The sequence below is a fragment of the Shewanella hanedai genome, from assembly GCF_007197645.1.
Classification (GTDB): domain Bacteria; phylum Pseudomonadota; class Gammaproteobacteria; order Enterobacterales; family Shewanellaceae; genus Shewanella; species Shewanella hanedai.
Map to the genome: position 1 here is coordinate 1 of NZ_VKGK01000030.1, position 23,911 is coordinate 23,911.

A 23,911-nucleotide genomic window follows, 5' to 3' on the forward strand; every position below is an offset into this window, starting at 1 on the left:
CAATATAGGGTGCTGGGTAACAGAATACGCCTTAGTGGAGGCTTGAGCCGTATGCAGTGAAAGTTGCATGTACGGTTCTTAGGAGGGCGGTACTTGGTAACAAGTGCCGCCTATCCGACAGAAACGTGTTTTATCACTCGCAGTAAAATCGAAGAGATGAATAACCCGATGTAGATGCGGCGGTGGGCTTCGGTTTCAGGGATGAAACCGCAGAGCGGCCAGGGATGGCTTCACAGCGTCCCACTGAAGCACCTACATGTGAGCATGCTGCAAGCAATAGATAACAATGAAGCCATGCTTACCTAAAAATAACCAAATACCAAAACCGCCCAATGCAACCAACCTAAAGATATTTGAAACTTGCTATCAGGCAAGTCAGCAAGCTTTTGTCCAAAAATGAGCTAGCTACTAGAAGAACCTAAATCGAAGAGATAAAGAATCAGGTGTGAATGCGGCTATGACCTTTGACAGCATGGACGCTGTCGGAGAGGCTATAGGGATATACTTGCGCCGTGTCATAGAAGTATTTACGCATAAGGCATGCTGCAAGCAATAGATATCAACAAAGGTATGCTTATCAGGTAATAGCTAAATATGAATTCTGCCAAATGAGCCCAACTAAGAAGATATTTGAAACTTGCTATCTGGCAAGTCAGTCGTCACGAGTGTTGCAATTTATCTTAACCTCGTTAAGATAAATATCTGGGTCGGCAGTCCACCTAGGCATCGCCAATGCACTTACTATTAAGCGCAACGCTAAACCTGCTGAAATTCTATTATTATCGATATCTTTTTGATTGATATCAGGCAACCTGAATATTTGTGTGCCTTGTTTGGAATGGCGATCACTGACCCTTGAATGCGAATGCATTCTCTAGCTAGGCACCCAGAATACGGGTAATTCCTATGTCAAAAAGTCTAACTCCTTTTAGCTGCGACGATATCTCGGCGTTGGCTAAATCACTGCGTAAACAGTTGCAACAACATGAATCGTTTCCCAGTCATGTAGAGATGCTCAACATCTTAGCCAAGGCCTCTGGTTTACAAAACTTTCAGCAATTGCGTCAGCAGCATGCTGAACAGTTATTATCTGAACAACCTGAACTCTCTGTCCCTATCCCAAAACGTTTAAAGCCCTTTATGAGCTCTGACTACATCATGCATAGTTGGCCGGCAAAATACGCTATTCAGCAGCAGAGTTTGTGGTTTTTCTGGTGTCGATTTCAATATCAACAGAGCTACACTGAGCAGCAAGTTAATGGAATTTTAAGCGACTATCTCGATTCTCTCGATTTTAAGGACTTTGCCTTAATTCGGCGTGAGCTTTGTAATCATAAGTTACTTAAACGCACCGATGATGGCGGCACTTATTGGCGTGCATCAGCAACAACACCGGATGGATTTGAGCCATTGGCCGATTTCTGGCCTAGCCCATTAAAGCCTAGCCAATTGCAGCCTAATCAATTAGAACATAACCAATTAAAAAGTGATAATGAGGAGAATTAAATGAATTTTCAAGTGATTAACGAAGAATCTCCTCAGCTGGTGGATGAACTGGTTGAAGGTGTGCGGACGTTTGTTCATGAACAGTTGGGTGATGAAACTACACTTCCCCTGTCAGTCATCGCCAGAGACGATGATGGCGCATTAATGGGCGGCGTGTCGGGACGAACGATATACAGTAACTTTTTGATTGGCGTTGTTTGGGTCGATAAAAAATACCGAGGTACTGGACTGGGACGGAAGCTGATGGAGTCAGCAGAAACCCAAGCCATAGGGCGAGGATGTAAAGTCTCTCAATTAGATACTTTATCAATCCAAGCTCCGTTGTTTTATCAGAAATTGGGCTTTGAGATAGTTGGTGAAGTCCCTGAGTTCCCAGGCAGTCCCGCGCGCTATTTCATGATGAAAACGATTAGTTAGAGTTAAGTATGAGAGCCGTAAGTTATTAAATATTAATGATGGCTGACGCGGTTAATTGCACAATGGAATCAATCACTATGGATCACGTTATGTATCTTGTAGATGTTATACAGCCTACCGCTGCAGAGTTTTCTAGCCTTAGAGTCAAAGTTGGTTGGGGAGCGACTAACTTGGAGATGGCTCAACGTAGCTTAGAAAACTCTCTGTTTCATGTGACTGCTCGTATTGATAATAAACTGATCGGAATGGGAAGGGTTATTGGTGACGGGGTCATGTTTTTCTATGTTCAAGATGTGGTTGTTGATCCTGATTTCCAGCAGCAAGGTGTCGGTGGTGCCTTGATGCAGGAAATTGAACAATATCTGTCTATCACGGCTCAAAAAGGCTCTACAGTCGCGTTATTATCAGCTCAAGGAAAAGAGTCTTTCTATGCTCGTTATGGTTACTCTGAACGTTCAGGTGATCCGCTAGGTAAAGGTATGTGCAAGTTTATATAGGCTAAATGATGAATCAGTATGAAAGACATATAAGCAGATTAAGAGAAGAGCTAAGGCAAAGAAGCTCTGATGAGAAAGCGGAGTCTAGTCGTCGCTATTTTCCTGATGGCATTAATTGTATTGGGGCGAACGCTGCGGATATTAAGTCGATTATTTCCGGCTTTCACTCCGACTCTCACTCCGAGAATGCAGAGCTAACTGCAGTTGAGGTATTGGCGATTGCTGAGCATCTTCTGTTGACTGCGCAGTGTCATGAGGAGAATCTTATTGCTTTCGGTCTGCTGAATAAGCTAGTCAAAAAGAATTATGATGATGACTTGCTGCTGCGATTCGAATACTGGTTAGAACACTATGCAAGTAATTGGGCTCAGGTTGATGATCTGTGTATCAAAACCATTTATCAGTTCCTGTTATCTCGTCCCCATTTGATAGTAAAAACCCAGCATTGGGCAACATCTGAGGTGTCGTGGTGTCGGCGAGCGAGCAATGTTGTTTGGGTAAAGTTCATCAAACGAGGCATGGGTAAATCGACATACTATTTAGATAAGCAGCTGGCCTTTAAAAACTGCGACTTACTTATTGATGATAAAGATGAGTTTGTTCAAAAAAGCATTGGCTGGTTGCTAAAAGTCACATCCCAACACCATGAAAATGATGTCATTGAATATATCGAGAATAATGCCACTAAGATGACGAGGCCAACGATGCGCTATGCCATTGAGAAAATGGATGCTGCAACAAGACAAAGGCTGTTATCTCTAAAATGAAGAAGTACTTAACATCCATTTTGGCTTTTGTAATAGGGATTGTGATTCTTGTTATGATTGCAATTTATTGGAATGAAGCTAGAAAAGAGGTGGTATTTCTTTGTGGGAACTTTGTGCAAGGGGTTTCTGAGCATAGTGTTGGTAAGCAATTAGATACAGGTAATTTGTTAAGGTACCGTACTCAACCAACTCCCTTTGGTAAATTGATCAAGGTGGATAGCTTATACAGCTTTAGGCTTTATACATGTACCATTGACATCGATGCCAATGGTATCGTGCAAAGCGCCCAATTTGAGTAACATAAATCGAGTGTTTATCAGTTTAGATAACTCAGTAATAGCAAGCTCAGCTCATGCTTTAATAGAGAGCCTAACTCTGATCATTTAACGATATGACTTACTCTGCGAGTAAGACCATTAACTCTGTGGTTTTACGCTGCATTAATTCAATATCGCCTCTGGACTCGACATTGAGTCTAACGAGCGGCTCGGTTTTAGAGCATCGTAAGTTAAAGCGCCACAAGCCATTGGTTGCAGCGGGATCAGTATCAGAACCCGAATTAGGATCCGAACCAGAATCAGAGCTGGGTAGGATCATGCTGAGCCCATCAGTTTCATCTATCTCTATCGCCACACTTTCATAATAACGACGTATTTTTGCTATGACCTCATCTGGATTTTCAATCTTAGCGCTTATCTCCCCCGATGCTGGATAGGCATCGATACGCGCCGCAACAGCTTGGGAAAGAGTGAGCTTATTGTTCGATAATAGCTCGACGATTAGCAGCCAAGGGATCATGCCTGAATCGCAATAATTGAAATCGCGGAAATAGTGATGGGCGCTCATCTCACCGCCATATACCGCACCATGCTGACGCATCAGCTGCTTGATGTAAGCATGGCCAGCGTTAGATTGACGTGCTTGGCCTGCATTTTCATTGCAAATATCGATCGTGTTCCAGATGAGTCTTGGATCGTGAACGATTGTTGCGCCTTGCTCCTTACGCAAAAAAGCTTCAGCTAAGAGCCCGACGATGTAATAACCCTCGATAAATTGACCTTTTTCATCGAACAGAAAGCAGCGGTCAAAATCCCCATCCCATGCGATACCCATGTCTGCGTGGTGTTCGAGTACTGCATCTGAGGTGGCTTGACGATTTTGTACCAGCAGCGGATTCGGGATCCCATGAGGAAATTTACCATCGGGTTGATGGTGTATTTTGATGAACTCGATGGGCATATGTCGTCTGAGTAACTCAGCTTCTATTTCATCAAGCACGGGGCCTGCAGTGCCATTACCTGCGTTGACGACGAGTCTAATGGGCGATGACTGAGTTGCTTTGAGTTGATTACAGTCAATATAACTCAGCATCTGTTGAATATATTCAGCCATCACGCTGATCTTCCGATAGCTTCCTTTAATCGCTGATTTTGGCTTAAATGCTTGAGATTCAGCAAGCTCTTGAATCGCGATGAGTCCATTTTCGCGGCTAATAGGTCGCGAGCCGGTCGTGACCATCTTCATGCCGTTATAGTCGATAGGGTTGTGGCTGGCGGTGATCTCAATGCCGCCATCGAGTTTTAGGTAAGAGGTGGCAAAGTAGATCTCTTCAGTGCCTGTCATGCCAAGGTCGAGTACATTGACGCCGCTATCCATCAAGCCCTGAGCTAATGCCTGTTTTAAACTCGCTGAGCTTAAGCGGCAATCGCCACCGATAACCACAGTATCCGCGTTAATGACCTCTGCAAAAGCGCGGCCGATGCGATAAGCAATGGTATTATTTAGCTCATGGCCTAGCTTGCCACGGATATCGTAGCTTTTAAAACAGCTCAGTAAACTCATTATGCTGCCTCTAGTCTCGACCATATTTGTCTTTAAAACGGACAATGTCGTCTTCACCTAAATAATCCCCAGATTGAATTTCAATGAGCTCTAATGGTTGCTTGCCCGGATTTTCAAGTGCATGAACCATGCCCACAGGAATATAGGTCGATTGGTTCTCATTGAGCAACAGCTCCTCGTCGCCTTTGGTGACTTTGGCTATGCCAGAGACCACAATCCAGTGCTCAGCCCTGTGGTGATGCATCTGCAACGAGAGCTTCTCTCCTGGGTTAACCGAGATACGTTTAACTAAAAAACGCTCACCATTATCGAGTGCATCGTACTTCCCCCATGGGCGATAGACCTGCTTATGCTGTTTAAGCTCAGGGCGTTGCTCGGCATCTAGTTGCTCAACAATCGCTTTAACGTGCTGAACCTCGGACTGCTTAGCAATTAAGATGGCGTCTTTGGTTTCAACCACCACCATATTCTCAAGCCCTAGGGTAGTAACTAGCTTGTCTTGTGCGTAGATATAGCTATTTTTGGTGCGATGGGCAATGACATCGCCGCGCATCGCATTGCCATGAGTGTCTTTACTTGATGCTTCCCATAATGCAGACCAAGTGCCGACATCGCTCCAGCCACAATCCATCGGTACAACTATGGCCTTGTCGTTTGGTGACACGGTATTACACAAGGGCTCCATGACGGCATAATCGATAGATTCAGCGGGGCAATCGATGAAAGCGTGCTTATCAATGCGGGTAAAGTCGAGATCCATAAGAGGGCAGGCTAACGCTTGCTCGCAAGCGCTATAAATATCGGGTCTGTGTCGATGTAGTTCGGTTAAATAGACGCTGGCCTTGAACATGAAAATACCGCTATTCCAATAATACTCACCACTTTCAAGATAAGCCTGCGCAGTATCGATATCGGGTTTCTCAACAAACTTATCGATAATAAAACCAGCAGATGATGCTTCAAGATCAGTTGTTTGAGCGAATGCATTCCCTCGTTTGATGTAACCGTAACCCGTTTGCGGCGAGGTCGGCACTATACCAAAAGTGACAAGCTTACCAGCTTGTGCAAAGGCATTGGCTGACAGGACAGTTTGGCAGAAACTGACCTCATCTCTAATCACATGATCGGCAGCAAGCACCAGCAAGACAGGATCCTGTCCATTCTTTATGGCATGAAAAGCGGCGAGAGCGATAGCCGGTGCGGTATTTCGACTCACAGGTTCCAGCATAATACCGCTATGGGGCAGCTGATTGGCCCTGAGCTGCTCAGCGACTGCAAACCTATGTTCTTCATTACAAAGCACCATAGGTGGCTGATGCGCTATGCCAGCCAATCGCTGCATCGTCGTTTGTAACATCGAATGATCACCATCCAGTGTCAGAAACTGTTTTGGAAAGCATTGACGAGACAAAGGCCATAAGCGAGTCCCACTGCCTCCGGCTATGATGATGGGTAATATCAATTTATCATTCAATTTTTGCAGGCTTGTCGGCTGGCCGTTCATAGTTATCGATAGGCATTCAAAGTTGATGTAGATAATACCATTAACCTCTGTTTTACCTATAGGGCAGGAGGTAAATAGTAAAGTTGGCTAACCTTCGAATGAAGACTGATTACATTTTGTTAGTGTAAATCTGAGAGTTGATTAAACTTTCGCTGCGAATGACTTCTTTGACCGTCATCCTGAACTAGTTTCAGGATCCAGCTTGAAGACTTTGGATTAGTTGGTATTTGCAGGTGTGCTTGAAGCTCGTACCTTTATGGTTGTTTATTGCCTCCAGCAGGGGAATGTGTAGTTACTTCTGCGAGACGCTGGCTCTTGATTTCATAAGAGTCATCCCTATACGCTCTACGACTTCAAACAACGTCCATGTTTAACGGCCAGTTCGGCGTCCCTGCCTCTCGTTCGAAGAGTATCACTTCGCGATACCTCACCCTGAAGTCGAAGCTCGCAGCCGCACCTACACCTGTTCATGAATCTCTTCGATTTTGACTTATCTGAGTAAATCGCTAACACGGAAATGCCCCAAAATCATTTTCACTGATAAGAATGGTAAGTAGCGCAATTAAAGCTTTGGGCTTATAAAAGCTAATGTGAAAGGTTTTTGCATAGTCTATAAGTTATGCCAGCCCTATCTTTTGATGGCATAGCGTCTCCTCACCAGAACTGTGCATATAAACAGTTATAATAGGCATAGTGAAGTTGCGTCACTATTTTGGTGTAAGAAGGAAGGGGATTTAGAGCTGGCAACTACTAAGTTACTGTTTAAAAGCATTTATATTCAATAGTTAAATCAAACCACATCACAAATATGCAAATTCTGGTTTTCACTATAAGAAGAGTCAGTGAAATCGCAGTTAATCATTTCGTAAGGTATTGAACATAATTCTATTTCAAGTTATTTTGCTAGTCTAAAATCAACTTGGCTTACTGTTTTTATTCGGAATTCAGCCTAATACATTGTTATACCTATCTGGAGAATGTCGTTGGGACGAGCTAAGCACTTCGCAATGGAACAGGAAGAAAGAGGTTTTTCTTCTGTCGGAGACAAATATGTCTGTAGTACATGTGTTGGTGATAAAGGTTTAGGCCGATTCATTAAAGACAATGGAGATAAATCTCAGTGTACATATTGTCAGGGAAAGCACTCTATAGTTTTACATTTCGATGAATTGATGCAATTTATCCTTGAGTGCTTATCTCAGGAATATGGTGATCCTAATAATGTAGGTGTCGCATGGGATAATGGTTGGGTCGGTGAGGTATACGATACTTATGATTTTCTAGATGAAATAGGAATTTCAATTGAGAACATGGATTTTCAGGATGATATTATTGATTCCTTATCGGATAGGCAGTGGTGTAAAAGTGACTTTTATAACTTATCTCCTGAGTTGGTATTAAGTTATGGTTGGAAAGAGTTTGTTGATACTGTTAAGCATAAGTCGAGGTACGTTTTTTATCGCGTACCAGATGAATCTGATTTTAGAGGCCATGAAGAAATACCCCCAAGCTACTTTTTAGATGCACTGTGTGGCGTAATTGACTCCTTAAGCTTATATAAAAAAATCGAAGTTGGTACTAAGCTAACTCGCGTACGTATACATAAAAAGGATGAAAAATTTACAAAGGCAGCAGAGCTTGGCCCACCACCTGTAGAGTATGCAAGTTACCCAAACAGAATGAGCCCCTCAGGAATTCCTATGTTTTACGGGGCTTTTAATCTTAAAACAGCTTTAGCTGAAACATATACTCCTGATGGAGAATGTAAAGTTGGAACGGTTGGGAAGTTTGAAACTGTAAAAGAGCTTACTTTAGTTGATCTTTCTAAGCTTCCCCCGATAAAAGGAATTTTCTCTGGTGCCAGTAGAACTTATTGGCACGGGTTGTCATTTTTAGTGGAATTTTTAGATGATTTTACAGCACCAGTCAGTAAAGATGGTAGGGAGCATATTGATTATGTTCCAACTCAAGTGGTTAGTGAACATTTAAGATTTATTCATAAAACGGGTGAAAATGTATCTATTGACGGAATAATTTACCCTAGCTCTAAAGATCATGGAAAAAAGGCGGTTGTTCTTTTCTGTGATAATGGAAGCTGCTCAGATGAATCGACTGTGAACGACGATACTTTGTTGAAGCTCACTAAAGTTAGTAGAGTAAATCCAGAACGGTATATATAGGTATAACAAGGCCTTAAAGTCGGGTTTTTAACAGTTGACTCGGTTCCGTTTCGCTTTACATTTTAGCCAACTGTTACTCACCGCTTAAGGCGGCGTTATATGGAGAAATATGAGTACAGAAGATAGGTACGGAGATCTTGTTCTTGTTTTAAAGGACGGCGATCAAGTTGCAACTACTGTTGAAGAAAATGACGTTATAACTTTGCTTGATTTGTCAGGAAAACAAATATTTCCAGAGTACTGCCAAGTAGGATTAGGTTACCATACAGCGAAAGGAAAATTTAAAGTTACAAATAGTGTACCTTCAAATAATGAGTCTATTTCAACTAACTTGTATGAGTTGCTTTCGAAGTATGATGTCCTTTACGCGATTGATACAAATAAAAAGGTAATTAATGGCGTTGAATACTGTATTTCTAGCAGAATGCACCTCCAACTAGAGCTATTGAGTCCTCAGTATTGGGAGCTTAAATTGACTCGCTTACCAGCGTATGTTTTTACTAACCCAACTAAGGGCGAACACGAAGAAAAAATTGGTTGGGTACAATTTATCTGCTCTGAGCAGTTAGCAAATAAAAATGTACGCATAGGTCTAGTGACAGACCATGAACTTGGTTATCTCCCTTTATTCAATCGCAGGCAAAAAGAAATTACAGGTATGGGGCTATTACCTGAAAATATTGAGTTTATCTATGCTAGTGCAGACCGTGACAAGGGGAGCCCACTAAATAAAGCTATCATGTCGTGTGATGCTGATTCGAATAAGTTACTCAAACAAATTGCACTAGGTAAAATGAACCTTACAGATTTGAGTGAATCATCATCTAGTTTGTATGAACAATCAGGGATATTGTGCCCGAAATATAACTAATTGGGTAGCCGGATGTGTCTAGCCTCCAGCTCGACACAACCCTGAATAGGGCAGTTCAATTAGAACGGCTAACCTACACTCTTTGCTTAGCTTCTTTTTTGAAAGTGAACTGATCCCTGCAATCCATCAATCTCTAAGTGAACTTAAACCTGCTTTCTTAAGATAGTCATTAGTAATGATAATGTGAACTGTAAAGTTTAGAGCCTAAGCACTAAGTGATTTATGTCCAAAAATGAGTTAGCTACTCGAAGAACCTAAATGTGATCACATACTCGAAGAACCTAAATCGAAGAGATAAACAATCAGGTGTGAATGCGGCTGTGACCTTTGGCAGCATGGCCGTTCTATGACATCCATGTCACTACGGCATTTGTGAATCCATTCACATCAGACGCTGTCGTAGAGGCTATAGGGACTCTTTCCGTTAATAGAAAGAGCGCCGTCTCACTGAAGTATCTGACATTAGGTCGCTCCTTGGCATCTGACCCATAGGGATATGGGAAATGTCGTTATGGTGTAGGGAACATTATCGACCGAGTGATCACTACATTCGTATATCCATATACAGCACCTGCTGCAAGCAATAAACAACATTGAGCTTATGGTATCCAGCAAACCAACCAAATACCAAAACCGCCCAATGAAACCAACCTAAAGATATTTGAAACTTGTTATCCGACAAGTTAACTAAGGTTTGTTATCTGACAAGTCCCTAATCTCTACTCTTACTGTGTCCTTGAGATTTATGCTGCACACTTTGTTGCTGCGCTCTCTGTTGTGAGCCTTGCTGAGAACGTTGCGCAGATTGCCTGACCTGTCTGACCTGCTGGCTTCTCACTTGTTGTGTACTTTCTCGTTGTTGCTTGTGCATGCGCCGTTGAGCTTGTTGGCTCTTGGGTTGATGCACATTCCTTTGTGGCTGATGACTTTTTACTTGCTGATGGCTCTTTACTTGTTGATGACTCTTTACATCCCGCTGTTGATGACTCTTGATATCGCGTTGCTGATGGATCCTCTTCTCATTTTGCTGTTGGTGCCTTGTGTCGCGATAACTGTCTGTCCTTTTTACACTCGTTCTCTCTGGTTTAAGGTTTGGCTTAGTTTGCTTGTGCAGTTTATTGGTAAACTTCTGCTCTCTGTGTTGTTTAACCTGTTTGTTGTAATGCTTGAGACTCTTGTCTTGGTTAGCGTAATGTTTAGTGTTTTTTACGCTGTGCTTTACGTTATTGTGAGCCAGAGAATTTCTCTGCAATTGTCGTTCTGAATGACGCAGTTGCTTGCTGTGGGCGACACTCGGTCTATGGCTGTTATAACGTTGCTTCACATGATTATTTCGATATGCAACGCCACGTCTGTGTTGAGGCTTATGATTCCACTTTTGAGAACCGTGACTAGTGACAATACGGCCTCGGTGACGGTAGTGGTGTGAACGGTGATGATCGATCACAACGACTCTGTGATTGCTCCAATGAAAGGCGCTGAAAAAGAAGTTAAAGCTAATTTGAACGCCACTGTTCCAGTAAAATTGACCACGGGGACGGCCGACATAATAGGGGTACGGTGCCCAGTAGACTGGTGGGTAGTTATACCAGCGCCAGTTACCGTACACGGTGCGTGGGTCGTAATAAGGCACATAAACAATCTCTTTTTGTACTGGCTCTATCACTATTTGGTTGTTAACTCGGGTGACGGCCATGTTTTCCATTTCAGACAAGCTATCAGCCTCGTCGGCTTGTGCTCTGAGCGACTGAATACTGGCGAGCAGTTTCACCTCATCTTGAAGGAAGGCATCGCCTAAATCTTGGGTCCAACTGAGATCGCTGCTGAGTTTCTCTAACACATTGGGGAAGGCGAGCAGTGCGGTGACGCTGGGATCCCAGTTCATCTTTTCTGCCTTTTCCATCAATTGAGCTGTGGGTAGCAGCGTGTTTTTACTCTGTAATCGATTGGCCTGTATCAGCTCTATCGGGTAAGTGGCGGCGATTAAGATATGAGTTAATAGGCTATCAGGATACAAGGCGATGGGCGCCAGCATCTGTTCCAATTCAGCTTCACTGAATGGCGTTAGCTCCTCAATGTCCTGTGTACTAGCAGCATTGGCTAGCGATGCTGTGCTTGTGATAAGCACAACAAGACTGCTAATGATCGCGGTAAGTATCGAGCGATTAATCCGTAGTATGAGCGATTTCATAAGCTCTCCTGATCCGTTTTATGACGTTAAGGTCATTATAAAGAACCGAAGATGAACATAAGCTGAAGGGGGTAAAGTCGATTTCTATGGCTTGTTGTACAGCCCTGAGCCCGCTTTGTTATACAGCCTTGAGCTAGTTTTTAAAGAGCCTTAGCTAGCTTTTTTATACAGCCCTGAGCCAGTTTTTTTACAGAGTCCTGAGTTCGTTTTTTTGGTTAAAGGTAAGCAAAAATTTAGCGCCACCTAAGGATTCAGATCGCGAGATAACGAGTTGGCCATTATAGCTATCGAGTAGATCCCGAACGATAGCCAGGCCTATGCCGTGGCCTTGTTCATAGGAATCTGCGCGGGTGCCACGCTCAAATATTTTACTTTCCTGTTCTGCACTCACCCCTAAACCGTCATCCTCAATGCTGATGTTCAATGCAAGCTCAGAGATACTAACGGTCAGTAAAATTTGCGACTTGGCCGCTTTGCAGGCGTTATCCAGCAGGTTACCCAAAATCTCGGTTAAGTCGGCTTCATCGCCGCGGAAGATAGCATCGGGATCGACATCTGCTCTGATTTGGCGTGGCGGTTCGCGGTAGATTTTACCTAAGGTGCGGATTAGTTTTTCGGATATCGGTGCGATTTTAACACCGAGATGCCAGGAGGAACCCGCCGCCGATTGTGCGCGTTTTAGCTGGTGGCCGATGATGCGATTAATGGTCGATACCTGCTCGATTGATGAGCTGTCGAGCCCTTTTTGACTCTGAATAACCGCCAGTGGCGTTTTGAGGCTGTGGGCCAGATCGGACAGGGCATTTCGGTAGCGTTTACGTTGGTTTTGTTCGGTGATGAGCAAGGTGTTGAGTTGGTAAGCCACGGATTGCAGCTCGCTAGGATAGTCGACGCTGAGTTGCATCGCTTTACCATTTTCAACATCTTGCAGCTCTTGTTTAAACTTGGCTAAAGGCTTTAATGTCCATAACAACCATGCAAGTTGCGCCATGCCTAACAGAGCCATGAGGACTAAGAGCCAGCTCCATAATTGTCGATTAAATTGGTCTATCTGCTTTTGAAAATCAGCTTGATCTTTAATGATGTGCAGGGTGATAGGAAAAGCACCATCTTGCTGTTCGAAACTGACACTGAGACTGTAGATGATATGAGGTTTGCCATCTAAGATTATCTCACTAAATTCTCGACTGCCTATTGCTGGTTGAGGCAGGTTTTTGGGCTCACTCAAACCTAAAAAAGAGTCTGAGTGCCAAAGCAGATCTGCACCGTTTTCATCCTTTGTCGTCTTGGCACTATTAACGGAAGGAGTGGAAATAAGTGCGTAGAGACCTGATTGAATCACATTGAATTGATTTTCTAATAGCAATTCTGGCATCTGCAGTTGGTCGTTCTCTACCTCAGTGACCGCTAAAACGGAATAGATATAGGCGCTCAATTCATTTTTGGCCGCCGTTTTGACCTGTTGCTTAAAGGCGTCGTTGAGGGTGAAGCCTATCAGGGGCATTAAGACTAAAATTAGCAACAGGGCACTGATAACAAGGCGTGCCTTAAGGGAGTTGAGTAGGGATAATCTGTTTGGTTTGCTGGCCTGTTTATTGTTCATGGCTGTCTTTTGCTGGTGCTAAAGGAGCCAGACGATAACCTTGTCCACGTAGGGTTTCGATAAGTCCGTGCTGGTTATCGGGATCAAGCTTTTTTCTTAATCGTCTGATGAAGACCTCAATCACGTTTGAGTCCAGATCAAAGTCTTGGTCGTAAATATGTTCGGTGAGCACTGTTTTTGATTTAACTTCGCCGGGGTGCAACATGAAGTATTCAAATAGTTTATATTCTGAACCGCTTAACGCGATAAGTTGTTCGCCTTTTTTGACCTCTAAACTGCTGGTATTAATGCTAAAGGGTCCATTGTGGATTAAAGGGCTAGCTTTACCCGCTGAGCGTCGGATCAATGCTTTGAGTCTGGCGACTAATTCTTGTGGATGAAAGGGCTTTGTCAGGTAATCGTCGGCGCCAGCATCGAGTCCTTCGACTTTATCTTGCCAGCTATCGCGCGCGGTTAAAATCAAGATGGGAAAATCTATCTCTTTACTTCTGAGGGTGGTGATCAGTGCAATACCGTCGAGCTTAGGCAGACCCACATCGATGATGGCTGCATCGTAGCGATATTCGCAACCTTGAAATAAACCTATCTCTCCGTCACTGGCGACATCAACCGTATAGTTTGCGTCGATTAAGTGCTGTTTCAGGTTGGTTTGAAGCTCAATATCATCTTCGACTAACAGTATTCTCATCGGTTGGTCCTCTCGCTATTTTACCGCGTTATCGTATTCGTCCTGAGCTTAATTCCTGCGCACACTACCGGTTTGGGCATCGACAGAGACGTAAAAAACCACGCCTTGGCTGGAGAGCATTTTGACTCTATAACCCTGATGACCATTGACTTGACTCGATTGCGCTTTGAGTACTTTACCAGGGTATTGGCGCCTTACTAACTGGATGGCATGATCGCGGCTTTTTACTTTGAGTTGGCGATTACCTTGCTTTGATGATTGTCCAGCGATACTCATTGAGCTTGTCGCTGCACTTGTTAGGTACGCGCTGGCAGCCTGTCCGGTAAAGGAAAGCAGTGAACCTATGACTAATGTCGTTGCCAGTATCAAGATAGAACCTAACTTCATTCAGTGTGCCCGCCTCAATCTAGAGAATGTTAATGGTCATAGTGTAAAAGATCCCATCCTATTAAGAAACTCCCTAAACCTGTTTCTAAGTGCTTGTTTACTCGCCGTTGAACTCATTATATATACCCAAACGACCTCAAGATGCTCATTTCAGAGCTCCCGTAGGATAGCTGAACAAGGCAGTGATTGAGAGAATGGTTATTCCCTTGTTGATAGCACTAACACAGTGCAGATATTCTACGGGAACTCCCATAGGGCAAGGCGTGAAGCAACATGTTTCTGCGTTATAAAATATTGAATTAGAAAAACTAGTCCAGCAATTTCATGAAGACCGCCATGGATGGCGGGAATGTCGTTAATGCAGGAGCAATTAACTACCTTGAACTCTATCACTTCACGACATGCTGAATCCTGCATCTTGAAGTGGCTTGGGTATACCAGATTACCGAGCGCCGATGAACGCAAGCTGAATGCTAATACCGAGTATAACCCCATCAATTGATTATTTTTTAACGTTCAGCTTGTGTTCACATTAAATCGTCTCTAATGGCCGCAACAACGTAGATTAGATGAGGCTTAAGATATGAAACAGTTAACACAAGCATTAGTGAACAGTAACAAGCGTACAAAGCTGCTGGGTGTCATTGCTGCAAGTTTAGCCCTTGCGGGGCAGGTGAATAGTGCCGAACTTGATGCCGAGGGTTTTGCTATTGATAAAACCCATCACTCTATTGGACGTGAGCTGAGTAAAGCTCAGGTGGTCCCCGTGGCTTCCGGTCGTATTGGCTCTGTCGCGGAACTTGATGCAGAGCGCTTAAATCAGCTTCATTCGGCGCAAGGCGTTAAAAAGGGAGGTGACGGTAAGTTGGTGAGTGGGCCTAAAACCCGTGAAGAGATGATCAACGCGCATAAAAAAGGCTTGATCCCGGTAAAATACTTGCCACAAAAAGCCATGGGTGATGCACAAGCCAATGTCCCTTCAGCTTTTGCCAACAAGGTTACTAACGAATTTGCTATCTATGAAGCCAGCAGTCGATTATTTGAAGATGATGACAATGACGGCTTCTATCAAACCTTTAGCGTCACTTTTGATGCTGACGTATACGGTTACTATCCCAATCAGCATGCGGATGTTTACGCTGAAATGTATCTGAGCCGTGATGGTGGGCCCTGGGTGCATTACTACACCACCGACATTTTTACCGTCGTGGGAGATTCAACTGAAGATGATTTTGAAGTGTTAACGACGCTAAATAGCGGTTATCCGGCAGATTATTATGATGTGTTGATTGACCTGTATGAGGTGGGTTATACCGATATTGTGGCAACGGTTAATTCTGATGATTTTGATAGTTTATATGCATTACCACTTGAGAGTAGCGATAGGGACTATATTGATAACGGCAATAGCAGCAGCGAGGGTCATGGTGGTGGGTCTATGTCATTCATTGCTCTGCTTGGTTTAGGGCTGTTTGCAAGGTTTAGGACGACTTGCAAGGCTGAAAAGGTTGTCAGTCACTAAGCCGGTGAAAGCCCATTTAATCTAAGTCATAAACCTCTTAATAAGCCGACATTTGTCGGTTTTTTTAAATCGAATGCTGCAGCCTATGGAAAGGCAACTCGGTGAAACACTTACCCCATTGTTATCAGCTTGTTATTGAATCAGTTTCTGATAGGCTAGCATTAGCGTAAATATTTGATAATAGAGTGATGAAAAATAAAGTTTAATAATAATTTTTGAGGGGCAGAATATGAATAAATTACTCTTAGCAGTAGGGGCTCTTTTTACACTGCTTCACACGACATCAGCAAGCGCAGCACCAGATATTCAAGGTTATTATATTGGCGGAATGGGCGGTTATAGTGAGCTTAGTTTAGGTGATTTCAAAGACTCAGCAACCAGCTATGGCGGCTATGCTGGTTACAGTTTCGGTAAAGATTTGGCAGTTGAAAGCACATTTTTTACCACGGCTAATTTAGCGGATGAGGGCGATGTTAAAGCAAGAACCGCGACGTTTGCTGCCAAATTGAATCACTTTTTTAGTCCTACTTACTCTATGTTCATTAAGGTTGGGGTTGCTACCACTGAGGTGTCTGCAGGTGTCGATGATTACTCAGCCTCTGGTTGGATGTGGGGAGCTGGTTTTAATATGGCCATAACCGATAGTGTGAATATTCGATTGGGTTATGAGATGATTTTGACTGATCTTACCCATGACACCTCAGATGATGTGCTTGACTCTGATCTCTCAAATGTCTATTTGGGCGTCAATTATCAATTTTAACTCGGTTCTGCTACCGACTTTATCAGGCGCTATTTAGCGCCTTTTTTGTGCTCATTACTGCTTAAGTTTTAATTTACTTTGTAAGTAACATCGCTAACTTAATAAAAAACAATACAAACTGCTCAACTTTGTATCAGTTGGTGAAACATCTATTGCATTGCTAATGATAATCGTTATCATTCCGCCATAATACTTATGGGGGATATTAACCAATGCAACAATTTCGTTTTTCGCTTCTTGCCGTCGCTTGTGCGTCAACCTTTCTATCGGGCTCTCTTTTTGCTGCTGACGTGGCAAAAATAAAGACCAGTGAGCAACAGCAAGAGGAGCTGAGAAACAAGGATGTAGAACGTATTACTGTCTACGGAAGACAAAACCAAGTGGTCATGAATTCAGGTTTAGCCACTAAATCAGACATGTCGTTAATGGAAACTCCGGCGGCGGTGGTTATCGTTGATCAAGCGTTAATCCAGGCGCAAGGGGCTGATAGTCTGCAAGATTTGGTGCGCAACATCAGTGGTGTGACCCAGGCGGGAAATAACTATGGTATCGGCGATAATTTAGTGATCCGTGGGCTTGGGGCTAACTATACATTTGACGGCATGTATGGGGGGGCGGGATTAGGAAATACATTCAATCCAACCCGTTCATTGACTAATGTCGAGTCTATTGAAGTGCTTAAAGGCCCTGCTACCGGATTATATGGAATGGGTAGCGCAGGTGGCGTGATTAACCTTATTGAAAAGAAGCCTGAGTTTGAGTCAAAAAATGAAATTGAGGTTGAACTGGGCCAGTGGGATAGCTACGCACTGTCGATCGACAGCACTGGCGGTTTGACTGATAACTTGGCTTATCGTGTTGTTGCAAAAACGGCCCGTAGTGATGGGTATCGTGACATTGGCACTGACAGAGATGAAGTCTACACCTCACTAAAATATGTTATTGATGATAGTCAGGATCTGATGCTATCAGCTTCATACGTCAAAGATTCCATTGCTGTCGATTCTATCGGTCACCCTATCCGTATCTATAATGCCGCTTCGGTTGACGGTAAAACAGCGGGGCAGGTGGGTTGGGAAGATTTGGTTAATGATCCAAATGGTAACGGGCTTATGCTGACTGACACCCAACGTCAGGAACTCGCGGCTTCTCTTGCCACTGGTGATGGCTTAACGCCTTTTGCATTCGGTAAGGCTGGGATTATTTCACCGATTGCAAAAGATAATGAAGGCGAGGAACTCAGGTTTAAGCTGACTCATAATATCTACTTTAACGACAATTTATTTTTAAATCAGCAGCTACAGTACCGAGATTACACCTCTGGTTTTGCCCGTCAAACTGGCGCTTATAACTATGTCTACTGGGACCGAAGAGGAACCATTAATGCAGACCCTCGTGCGCCACTGGTTGAAGATGGTGTTTTACATCCTTTTGCAGCGCGTCGTCAGGAGTACCGTAAAGTTGAAGCCGATGAGACCTCATGGCAGTACTTTGCCGATCTAAGATACGATTTTGAACTTGCTGGTATTGAAAATGAATTTTTAGTGAATGCAAATTTTGAAGATCGCAGTATTCGTTTTAAACAACACTCTATCTATGATGCCGATAAGGTGATTAAGAACAAAGCGGGTGATGTTATCTATCGAGGTGTACATCCCTATATCTACGACATTCGTAACCCAAATTGGGGAACGGGAAGTTTTGAAGATTATGATCCACTCTTAACCAGCAACTACAACAAGACGGTGAATGCATGGGGAGTGGGTTTACAACATGTAGGTTACTTGGGCTTCGGTTTTACCACTCGCGTAGGCGTGGCGTTTAACGAGATTAAGCAAAGCTATGAGCACTTAGGTGTTGATGCGCGCTATCGTGCCAGTGCTGCTGAGCCAACGCCTGAGCAAGATACTACCGATAACGGTATTACGTATAATTTAGGCGTGACCTATATGCCGACCGATAACCTCTCTTTCTTTGTTAATCACTCAAAAGGGCGCACCGCTTACAGCATTTTGGGCAGAGTGACTGGTGATAACAGTGACAGACCGGACTCTGAGTCGGTCAGTGATGACTTGGGGATACGTTATAAGGCTTTTGGCGATCAAATGTTGACCTCGCTGGTGTTTTTTAAGAGTTCACGAACCAACCTTAGATACACGATTAAAGATAAGCTCGACCCTGAAGTGGTTGAGTACTTTTACGATGGCGAGGAGGAGACTTCTGGGGTCGAGCTGGATATGAATGCTGATCTGAATGATCAATGGTCAATCAATGTGAATGGTGTTTATCAAGATGCCAGAGACAAAAAAGATCCCACTCGGGGAAGTTTTGATACCCGCCAAAAAGGTGTGCCTTATGTGACGGCGAGTGCTTGGGTGACGTATGGTGCTGAGTGGTTTTCTCTCAGCAACCCACTCAACATCAGTTTAGGAGCTAAGTATGTTGATGATCGAAGTACTAATTCGAGCTCATTCGGTATTCCAGACGGATACGTGCCTAGCTACACAGTGATGGATACTGCGATAAGCTATCAGGCTGATAGCTGGAAGTTGCAGCTTAACGTCAACAACTTGCTCAATGAAAGTTATTATAGCAAGGCGATGTTCCTCGGCGGCATGCCAGGCGAAGAGCGTAATGCCAAGCTGACCTTTAGCTATCAGTTGTAAGTGATAAAGCGATCCATGTGAGATAAAACGCAGCCTGAATGCTGCGTTTTTTTGTTAGCCCTACATACCACTGAATAGTAGATTGGTCATTTTAAATGGTTTTTAAATAAACAAAGTACAACCCCTGTGATAGGTTGGTAATAATTTAAAAACAGCTGTTTAAAATAAGAAGATACCCAATGAAACTAACAAAAACTTCTTTAGCACTTTCACTTTCTTTGGCGTTAACTGCTAGCTTCTCTTCCATTTGTTATGGACAAGCAGATGATCTTAATCACTCTGTAGCCCAATCTATGCCTAAGCTTGAAAACTTGTATCTCCACCTGCATCAACATCCAGAACTCTCTTATCATGAGCAAGCCACGGGTCAACGTATGGCGAAGGAGTTATCGGAATTAGGCTTTGAAGTGACGGATAATTTTGGTGGCTATGGTGTAGTTGGGATCTTCAAAAATGGAGAAGGACCTGTAGTGATGATCCGCGCCGATACAGATGCGCTGCCTATCATTGAAGAAACAGGCAAACCTTATGCTTCTAAAGTGACGACAACCGATGCGGATGGTAAAACTCAGGGAGTCATGCATGGTTGTGGGCATGATATTCACATGACCAGTTTGATTGGTACCGCTGAGCAATTGGTTAAGCAAAAAGCGAACTGGCAAGGTACCTTGATGATGGTGGCACAACCTGCTGAAGAGATGGGAGGGGGGGCTAAAGCCATGCTTAAGGAGGGATTGTTCAGTGAGTTCCCAGTTCCAGATGAGGTTCTCGGCCTACATGTGAGTGCTTCTATTCCTGCAGGTAAAGTCGGCATCGTATCTGGGTATGCATTGGCGAATGTTGATTCGGTGGATGTCACGATTAAAGGAAAGGGAGGTCACGGTGCTTATCCTCATTTAACTATCGATCCTGTGGTACTCGCGGCTCGCACCGTGTTAGCGCTGCAAACTATTCCGAGTCGTGAGATCTCACCGCTTGAGCCAAATGTGGTCACTGTGGGGTCAATTCATGGTGGCTCTAAGCACAATATTATCTCTAATGAAGTCAAACTACAGATCACTCTTCGCTCATATAATCCTGAGGTACGCTTGCAACAAATAGCGGCAATAAAGCGATTAACGAAGGGGATAGCCATCAGTGCTGGTCTTTCTGATGACTTGATGCCAGTGGTTTATGTTCATGAGGATGAAACTATTCCCTCGACGTATAATAATCCTGAGTTGGCAGCCAAGGTTAAAACCAGTATTGAATCTGAAATCGGGTTGGACAATGTGGTTATCGCAGAGCCTGTGATGGCGGGGGAAGATTTTGGGCTTTATGGGCTGACGCCGCAAAAGCGACCCATTATGCTTTTTTGGTTGGGGGCAGTATCACCTTCACAATATGAGGACAGTGTTAAATCCGGTGAGAGTCTGCCTTCACTGCATTCAAGTAAGTTTGCCCCTGATTATCCATTGGCTATTAACACAGGCGTACGAGCAATGACACGCAGTGCCATGGATTTGTTTAATGAGAAATAAATAAGAGTGTAAACGTGTACCTCTTGATTTATAGGGGTACTGTTGATTTTGAATGTGGAAGTTTTAAGAATGGTTAATATATTTTATCAGCGGATTAAGAATATTACATCAATTAGATAAGCTAAGCTTCCGTGCTTATGTGAACAATAACGTCATGTTAATATTGATAGCTTTTGCCATATTAATTAAAATGTAAATTAACGTGTAATAGTCTTATTTAAATAGAATGGCGTTCTAATAAAGTACCGTAAGGTTTTACTGGATAAAAGTAACATTTAATTAGTTTAGCCATTGGTTCAGGGAACTGTCGGCTTTACCTACCACCTATTTTATCCAAGAGTAATACTTGATTTATATAGACTATTCTTTCTTGTTATAGCCATAGGTGGCTTGAGATTCATTTAGTTCTTTATCCAGCTTAGCGAGTATATCGTCTAAGCTTTTTAAGAGTTCATTTAATGAGTTAAGTTCTTTTTTTTCTAGTTTATCAAAACCATAAAGTTTATCCAGTGCAGCGAACTGTGTATCTAATTCTTTTTTATCTTCGTCTGACATCTTGTCAAAATTTATTTCACCGCCGCTGCTGGTTTCTTCCATTTTGCGTGATAGGGCGTTGAGTTGTTTATTTTCTTCTGGAGTGACTTTTCCGTCAGCAAAAATCTCGTCTATTTTTTTGAAGGTTTCTTCTAATGTTTTCTGATCTTCTTTACTGGGTTCTTTCATGTATTTACTGAAGATGCTGTCTATTTTATTGTGAATCTCTGTTTCTTGTTTTTTCTCACTTTCTGTAAGTTGTTTGGGGATCCCTGCTTGTTGTTGGAAATTATCCTTTCCTTCAAATAGGTTACCTAGATTAATGCCTAGGCCAGATAACTGGATATTATCCTCTGAATTTAATCGGATGGTTTCAACATTATCTCTGTCGACGATTTCTTTTAATCCAGATTTTGATTCTGTTTGATTAATGTTGGATAAGTAGGTATTTAAGTTATTACTTGGGATATGCATATTAACTCCTAGGGATATTTTGTTTGGATATTCCTTGAGAGCAATACTCATGCCATGCTAGTTAATTCCTCCTACTTGCTTACGTTATGTAGTACATCTATCTGTATTTGTCATTAATTAAAATTATTTTCATTATTAGGTGGGGAGTTTTTTCCGCAGTGGCAAATCAATAGCGGAATAACATTTCCGCCATAACAACTAATCATTTGGTAAGTTAAATGTTATATAGTGAATATTGTATGTAAATATTATTTAAATCATTGGGGTGACTAACTTAATGCCATTAAAATAGATATCTCTCTATTACGAGTATTTATTATTTACTGTATGCTGTTCTGTTAATACAAAGGTGTTCTAAATAGCTGGTTGAATTAAATATGTATTTTAAAATTGAAGTAGGCTTGTTTTGTTTTTCAGTAGCAAATTTTAATTGGCGAGTTCATGTCGATGATTTTCATATATTGATAGGGATAACAAGACTGTCATCGTATAAAGTAACTGAATAATATTGCCAAGCCCTGATTCATCTTTTCTGGTTTCATTCCTGCAAACCCGAGACGAACAAAGCGATTTTGGTTCTGCCCTTTATCTAGATGAAAGCTTGATTCAGAGACTAAGTAGATATCATGCGCTAAACCAAACTCTTCTAACTCCTTAGCGTTATTTTCCACGTCTAACCAGATAGCCATACCACCTGCTGGTGTGGTAAAGCTGATATCAAGTCCTTGTGTTTGATACTTTTTAAGCTCTGAGACTAAATTATCTCGTCGTTGTTGGTATATTTTGGTGGTTCGCCTTAAATGCCTTTCAAATGCGCCATCTTTCATCCAGCGTCCGATGGCGTCTTGCATCAATACATTGGGTTTATGATTCATGATGCTTCGATAGTTGATGATGGCTGGCGCTAAAGACTTGTCCACAGCCATGTAGCCAATACGGCAACCAGGAAACATAATTTTAGAGAAGGTAGAAACATAAATGACTAGTCCTTTGGGGTCGTCAGCCGCTAAAGGCGCCAAAGGTTGGCTTGAATAATGAAACTCATGATCGTAATCATCTTCGATAATGGCAAGGTTATACGTTGCGGCAAGTTGGTAAATTTTTATCCTTTCATGGATAGGTAATGTCACCGTTGTTGGATACTGATGTAAAGGCGTTAAATAGATAAGTGAGATATCTTGATTTTTAACTAACTGAGTTAAATGCTCAATATCAATGCCCTTAGGGTGTTGCTTAATTGCGACTAATTCAGCTCCTGCCGTTTTAAAAGCGTTCCATGCCGGTCGATAGCCAAGAGACTCAACAGCAACCTTAGCACCAGGTTTGAGTAAGACTCGGGAGATTAAATATAACGCCTCTTGTGAGCCATTGACTGTGATGATCTCTTTATCCGTGATTGAGCGTGCTCGGCGCAAATAGGTTGCCACTTGTGAGATAAATTGGCTATTCCCTCTATTATTACCATAGGACAAACCTGATAGCTCAGGTCGGGTGAGACTGTCGCTCATAAAGGGCTTAAGCTCATGGAATGGGAAGGCTGATATATCTGGATTTCCTCCCGCAAAGTTATAGCGATATTCGTGGGCTGGTTTAGCATTTTTCTCTTCGAAAATGAGAGGATTAATCCGCCACTTAAATTTGCTTTGCGTTATGTTCTGCTTGGTTTTTGGATACAGGCTGGACTCAAGCGGAAATGATTGCACGACTCGGTAACCTTGGCGCTCTACTGACTCTACCCATCCTTGTGCTATGAGCTCCTGGTAAGCGGCCATAACTGTGTGGCGGTTAGTCTGTAATTGCTCGGCAAGTTGACGGGCCGAAGGGAGTGCCTCCTTTGCTTCAACTTGTCCCTGCTTGATGGCAGAACTGATAGCTCTCGCAATCTGCAAAAATTTAGGTTTAGCAAATGGATCTAAAGTGAGTGAAAGCGTTCTCATCTCTGGTATAGGCTATTTTTGAAATCTGGATGTTTAACTTAT

20 protein-coding genes are annotated in these 23,911 nt (G+C 42.9%); 12 read left to right on the top strand and 8 right to left on the bottom strand.

What is annotated here, in order from left to right:
- Window positions 1–906 precede the first annotated feature (906 nt).
- From FN961_RS19700 to FN961_RS19720, 5 genes are all read left to right on the top strand, one after another.
- Window positions 907–1,506 carry a DUF2087 domain-containing protein gene (locus FN961_RS19700; protein ID WP_144041894.1) on the top strand — a complete coding sequence of 200 codons (600 nt, stop codon included), beginning with the start codon at window positions 907–909 and terminating at the stop codon, window positions 1,504–1,506.
- Window positions 1,507–1,923, top strand: a complete 417-nt coding sequence (locus FN961_RS19705) for a GNAT family N-acetyltransferase (protein ID WP_144041895.1) — start codon at window positions 1,507–1,509, stop codon at window positions 1,921–1,923.
- A gap of 89 nt (window positions 1,924–2,012) precedes the next feature.
- Complete coding sequence (locus FN961_RS19710) at window positions 2,013–2,420, top strand: GNAT family N-acetyltransferase (RefSeq protein WP_229814748.1); 408 nt, start codon at window positions 2,013–2,015, stop codon at window positions 2,418–2,420.
- 8 nt (window positions 2,421–2,428) lie between these two features.
- Complete coding sequence (locus FN961_RS19715; protein ID WP_221936138.1) at window positions 2,429–3,187, top strand: DNA alkylation repair protein; 759 nt, start codon at window positions 2,429–2,431, stop codon at window positions 3,185–3,187.
- A gap of 53 nt (window positions 3,188–3,240) precedes the next feature.
- Window positions 3,241–3,486: a hypothetical protein gene (locus FN961_RS19720; RefSeq protein WP_144041898.1), complete on the top strand. Its 246-nt coding sequence runs from the start codon at window positions 3,241–3,243 to the stop codon at window positions 3,484–3,486.
- Window positions 3,487–3,583: 97 nt separating this feature from the next.
- Here the strand turns inward: FN961_RS19720 and FN961_RS19725 are convergent, their stop codons facing one another.
- Both FN961_RS19725 and FN961_RS19730 read right to left on the bottom strand, forming a co-directional pair.
- Window positions 3,584–5,029 carry a phosphohexomutase domain-containing protein gene (locus FN961_RS19725; protein ID WP_144041899.1) on the bottom strand — a complete coding sequence of 482 codons (1,446 nt, stop codon included), beginning with the start codon at window positions 5,027–5,029 and terminating at the stop codon, window positions 3,584–3,586.
- Between the two features lie 10 nt (window positions 5,030–5,039).
- Window positions 5,040–6,491, bottom strand: a complete 1,452-nt coding sequence (locus FN961_RS19730) for a mannose-1-phosphate guanylyltransferase/mannose-6-phosphate isomerase (protein WP_280525070.1) — start codon at window positions 6,489–6,491, stop codon at window positions 5,040–5,042.
- Window positions 6,492–7,540: 1,049 nt separating this feature from the next.
- Between FN961_RS19730 and FN961_RS19735 the strand changes: the two genes are divergently transcribed.
- Window positions 7,541–8,713 (top strand): HEPN-associated N-terminal domain-containing protein, encoded by a 1,173-nt coding sequence (locus tag FN961_RS19735; RefSeq protein WP_185972850.1) that lies wholly within the window; start codon window positions 7,541–7,543, stop codon window positions 8,711–8,713.
- Window positions 8,714–8,822: 109 nt separating this feature from the next.
- On the top strand, window positions 8,823–9,584 hold the full coding sequence (locus FN961_RS19740; protein ID WP_144041902.1) for a hypothetical protein: 762 nt from the start codon (window positions 8,823–8,825) through the stop codon (window positions 9,582–9,584).
- 712 nt (window positions 9,585–10,296) lie between these two features.
- Here the strand turns inward: FN961_RS19740 and FN961_RS19745 are convergent.
- The 4 genes from FN961_RS19745 to FN961_RS19760 form a co-directional block, all read right to left on the bottom strand.
- On the bottom strand, window positions 10,297–11,775 hold the full coding sequence (locus FN961_RS19745) for a DUF3300 domain-containing protein (RefSeq protein ID WP_144041903.1): 1,479 nt from the start codon (window positions 11,773–11,775) through the stop codon (window positions 10,297–10,299).
- A gap of 187 nt (window positions 11,776–11,962) precedes the next feature.
- A complete protein-coding gene (locus tag FN961_RS19750) occupies window positions 11,963–13,378 on the bottom strand; it encodes an ATP-binding protein (protein ID WP_144041904.1) in 1,416 nt (471 codons plus the stop codon).
- On the bottom strand, window positions 13,368–14,066 hold the full coding sequence (locus FN961_RS19755) for a response regulator transcription factor (RefSeq protein ID WP_144041905.1): 699 nt from the start codon (window positions 14,064–14,066) through the stop codon (window positions 13,368–13,370). Before FN961_RS19755 ends, FN961_RS19750 begins: the two co-directional genes overlap by 11 nt.
- A gap of 48 nt (window positions 14,067–14,114) precedes the next feature.
- Window positions 14,115–14,453, bottom strand: a complete 339-nt coding sequence (locus FN961_RS19760) for a PepSY domain-containing protein (RefSeq protein WP_144041906.1) — start codon at window positions 14,451–14,453, stop codon at window positions 14,115–14,117.
- Window positions 14,454–14,802: 349 nt separating this feature from the next.
- On the opposite strand from FN961_RS19760, the gene FN961_RS25885 reads away from it, so the two are divergent.
- From FN961_RS25885 to FN961_RS19780, 5 genes are all read left to right on the top strand, one after another.
- Window positions 14,803–14,955 (top strand): hypothetical protein, encoded by a 153-nt coding sequence (locus tag FN961_RS25885; protein WP_185972851.1) that lies wholly within the window; start codon window positions 14,803–14,805, stop codon window positions 14,953–14,955.
- A gap of 81 nt (window positions 14,956–15,036) precedes the next feature.
- Window positions 15,037–15,975, top strand: a complete 939-nt coding sequence (locus tag FN961_RS19765; RefSeq protein ID WP_144041907.1) for a choice-of-anchor H family protein — start codon at window positions 15,037–15,039, stop codon at window positions 15,973–15,975.
- A 229-nt stretch (window positions 15,976–16,204) separates the two neighbouring features.
- Window positions 16,205–16,738 (top strand): outer membrane protein, encoded by a 534-nt coding sequence (locus FN961_RS19770; RefSeq protein ID WP_144041908.1) that lies wholly within the window; start codon window positions 16,205–16,207, stop codon window positions 16,736–16,738.
- 212 nt (window positions 16,739–16,950) lie between these two features.
- The gene (locus FN961_RS19775; RefSeq protein WP_144041909.1) at window positions 16,951–19,404 is read left to right on the top strand and encodes a TonB-dependent receptor; all 2,454 of its coding nucleotides are present in this window, start codon (window positions 16,951–16,953) and stop codon (window positions 19,402–19,404) included.
- 179 nt (window positions 19,405–19,583) lie between these two features.
- Window positions 19,584–20,924 (top strand): M20 metallopeptidase family protein, encoded by a 1,341-nt coding sequence (locus FN961_RS19780; protein ID WP_144041910.1) that lies wholly within the window; start codon window positions 19,584–19,586, stop codon window positions 20,922–20,924.
- 360 nt (window positions 20,925–21,284) lie between these two features.
- On the opposite strand, the gene FN961_RS19785 is transcribed toward FN961_RS19780, so the two are convergent.
- Together FN961_RS19785 and pdxR are read right to left on the bottom strand one after the other, a co-directional pair.
- Window positions 21,285–21,932: a lipocalin/fatty-acid binding family protein gene (locus FN961_RS19785; RefSeq protein ID WP_144041911.1), complete on the bottom strand. Its 648-nt coding sequence runs from the start codon at window positions 21,930–21,932 to the stop codon at window positions 21,285–21,287.
- A gap of 482 nt (window positions 21,933–22,414) precedes the next feature.
- Window positions 22,415–23,869, bottom strand: a complete 1,455-nt coding sequence (pdxR, locus tag FN961_RS19790; RefSeq protein WP_144041912.1) for a MocR-like pyridoxine biosynthesis transcription factor PdxR — start codon at window positions 23,867–23,869, stop codon at window positions 22,415–22,417.
- Window positions 23,870–23,911 lie beyond the last annotated feature (42 nt).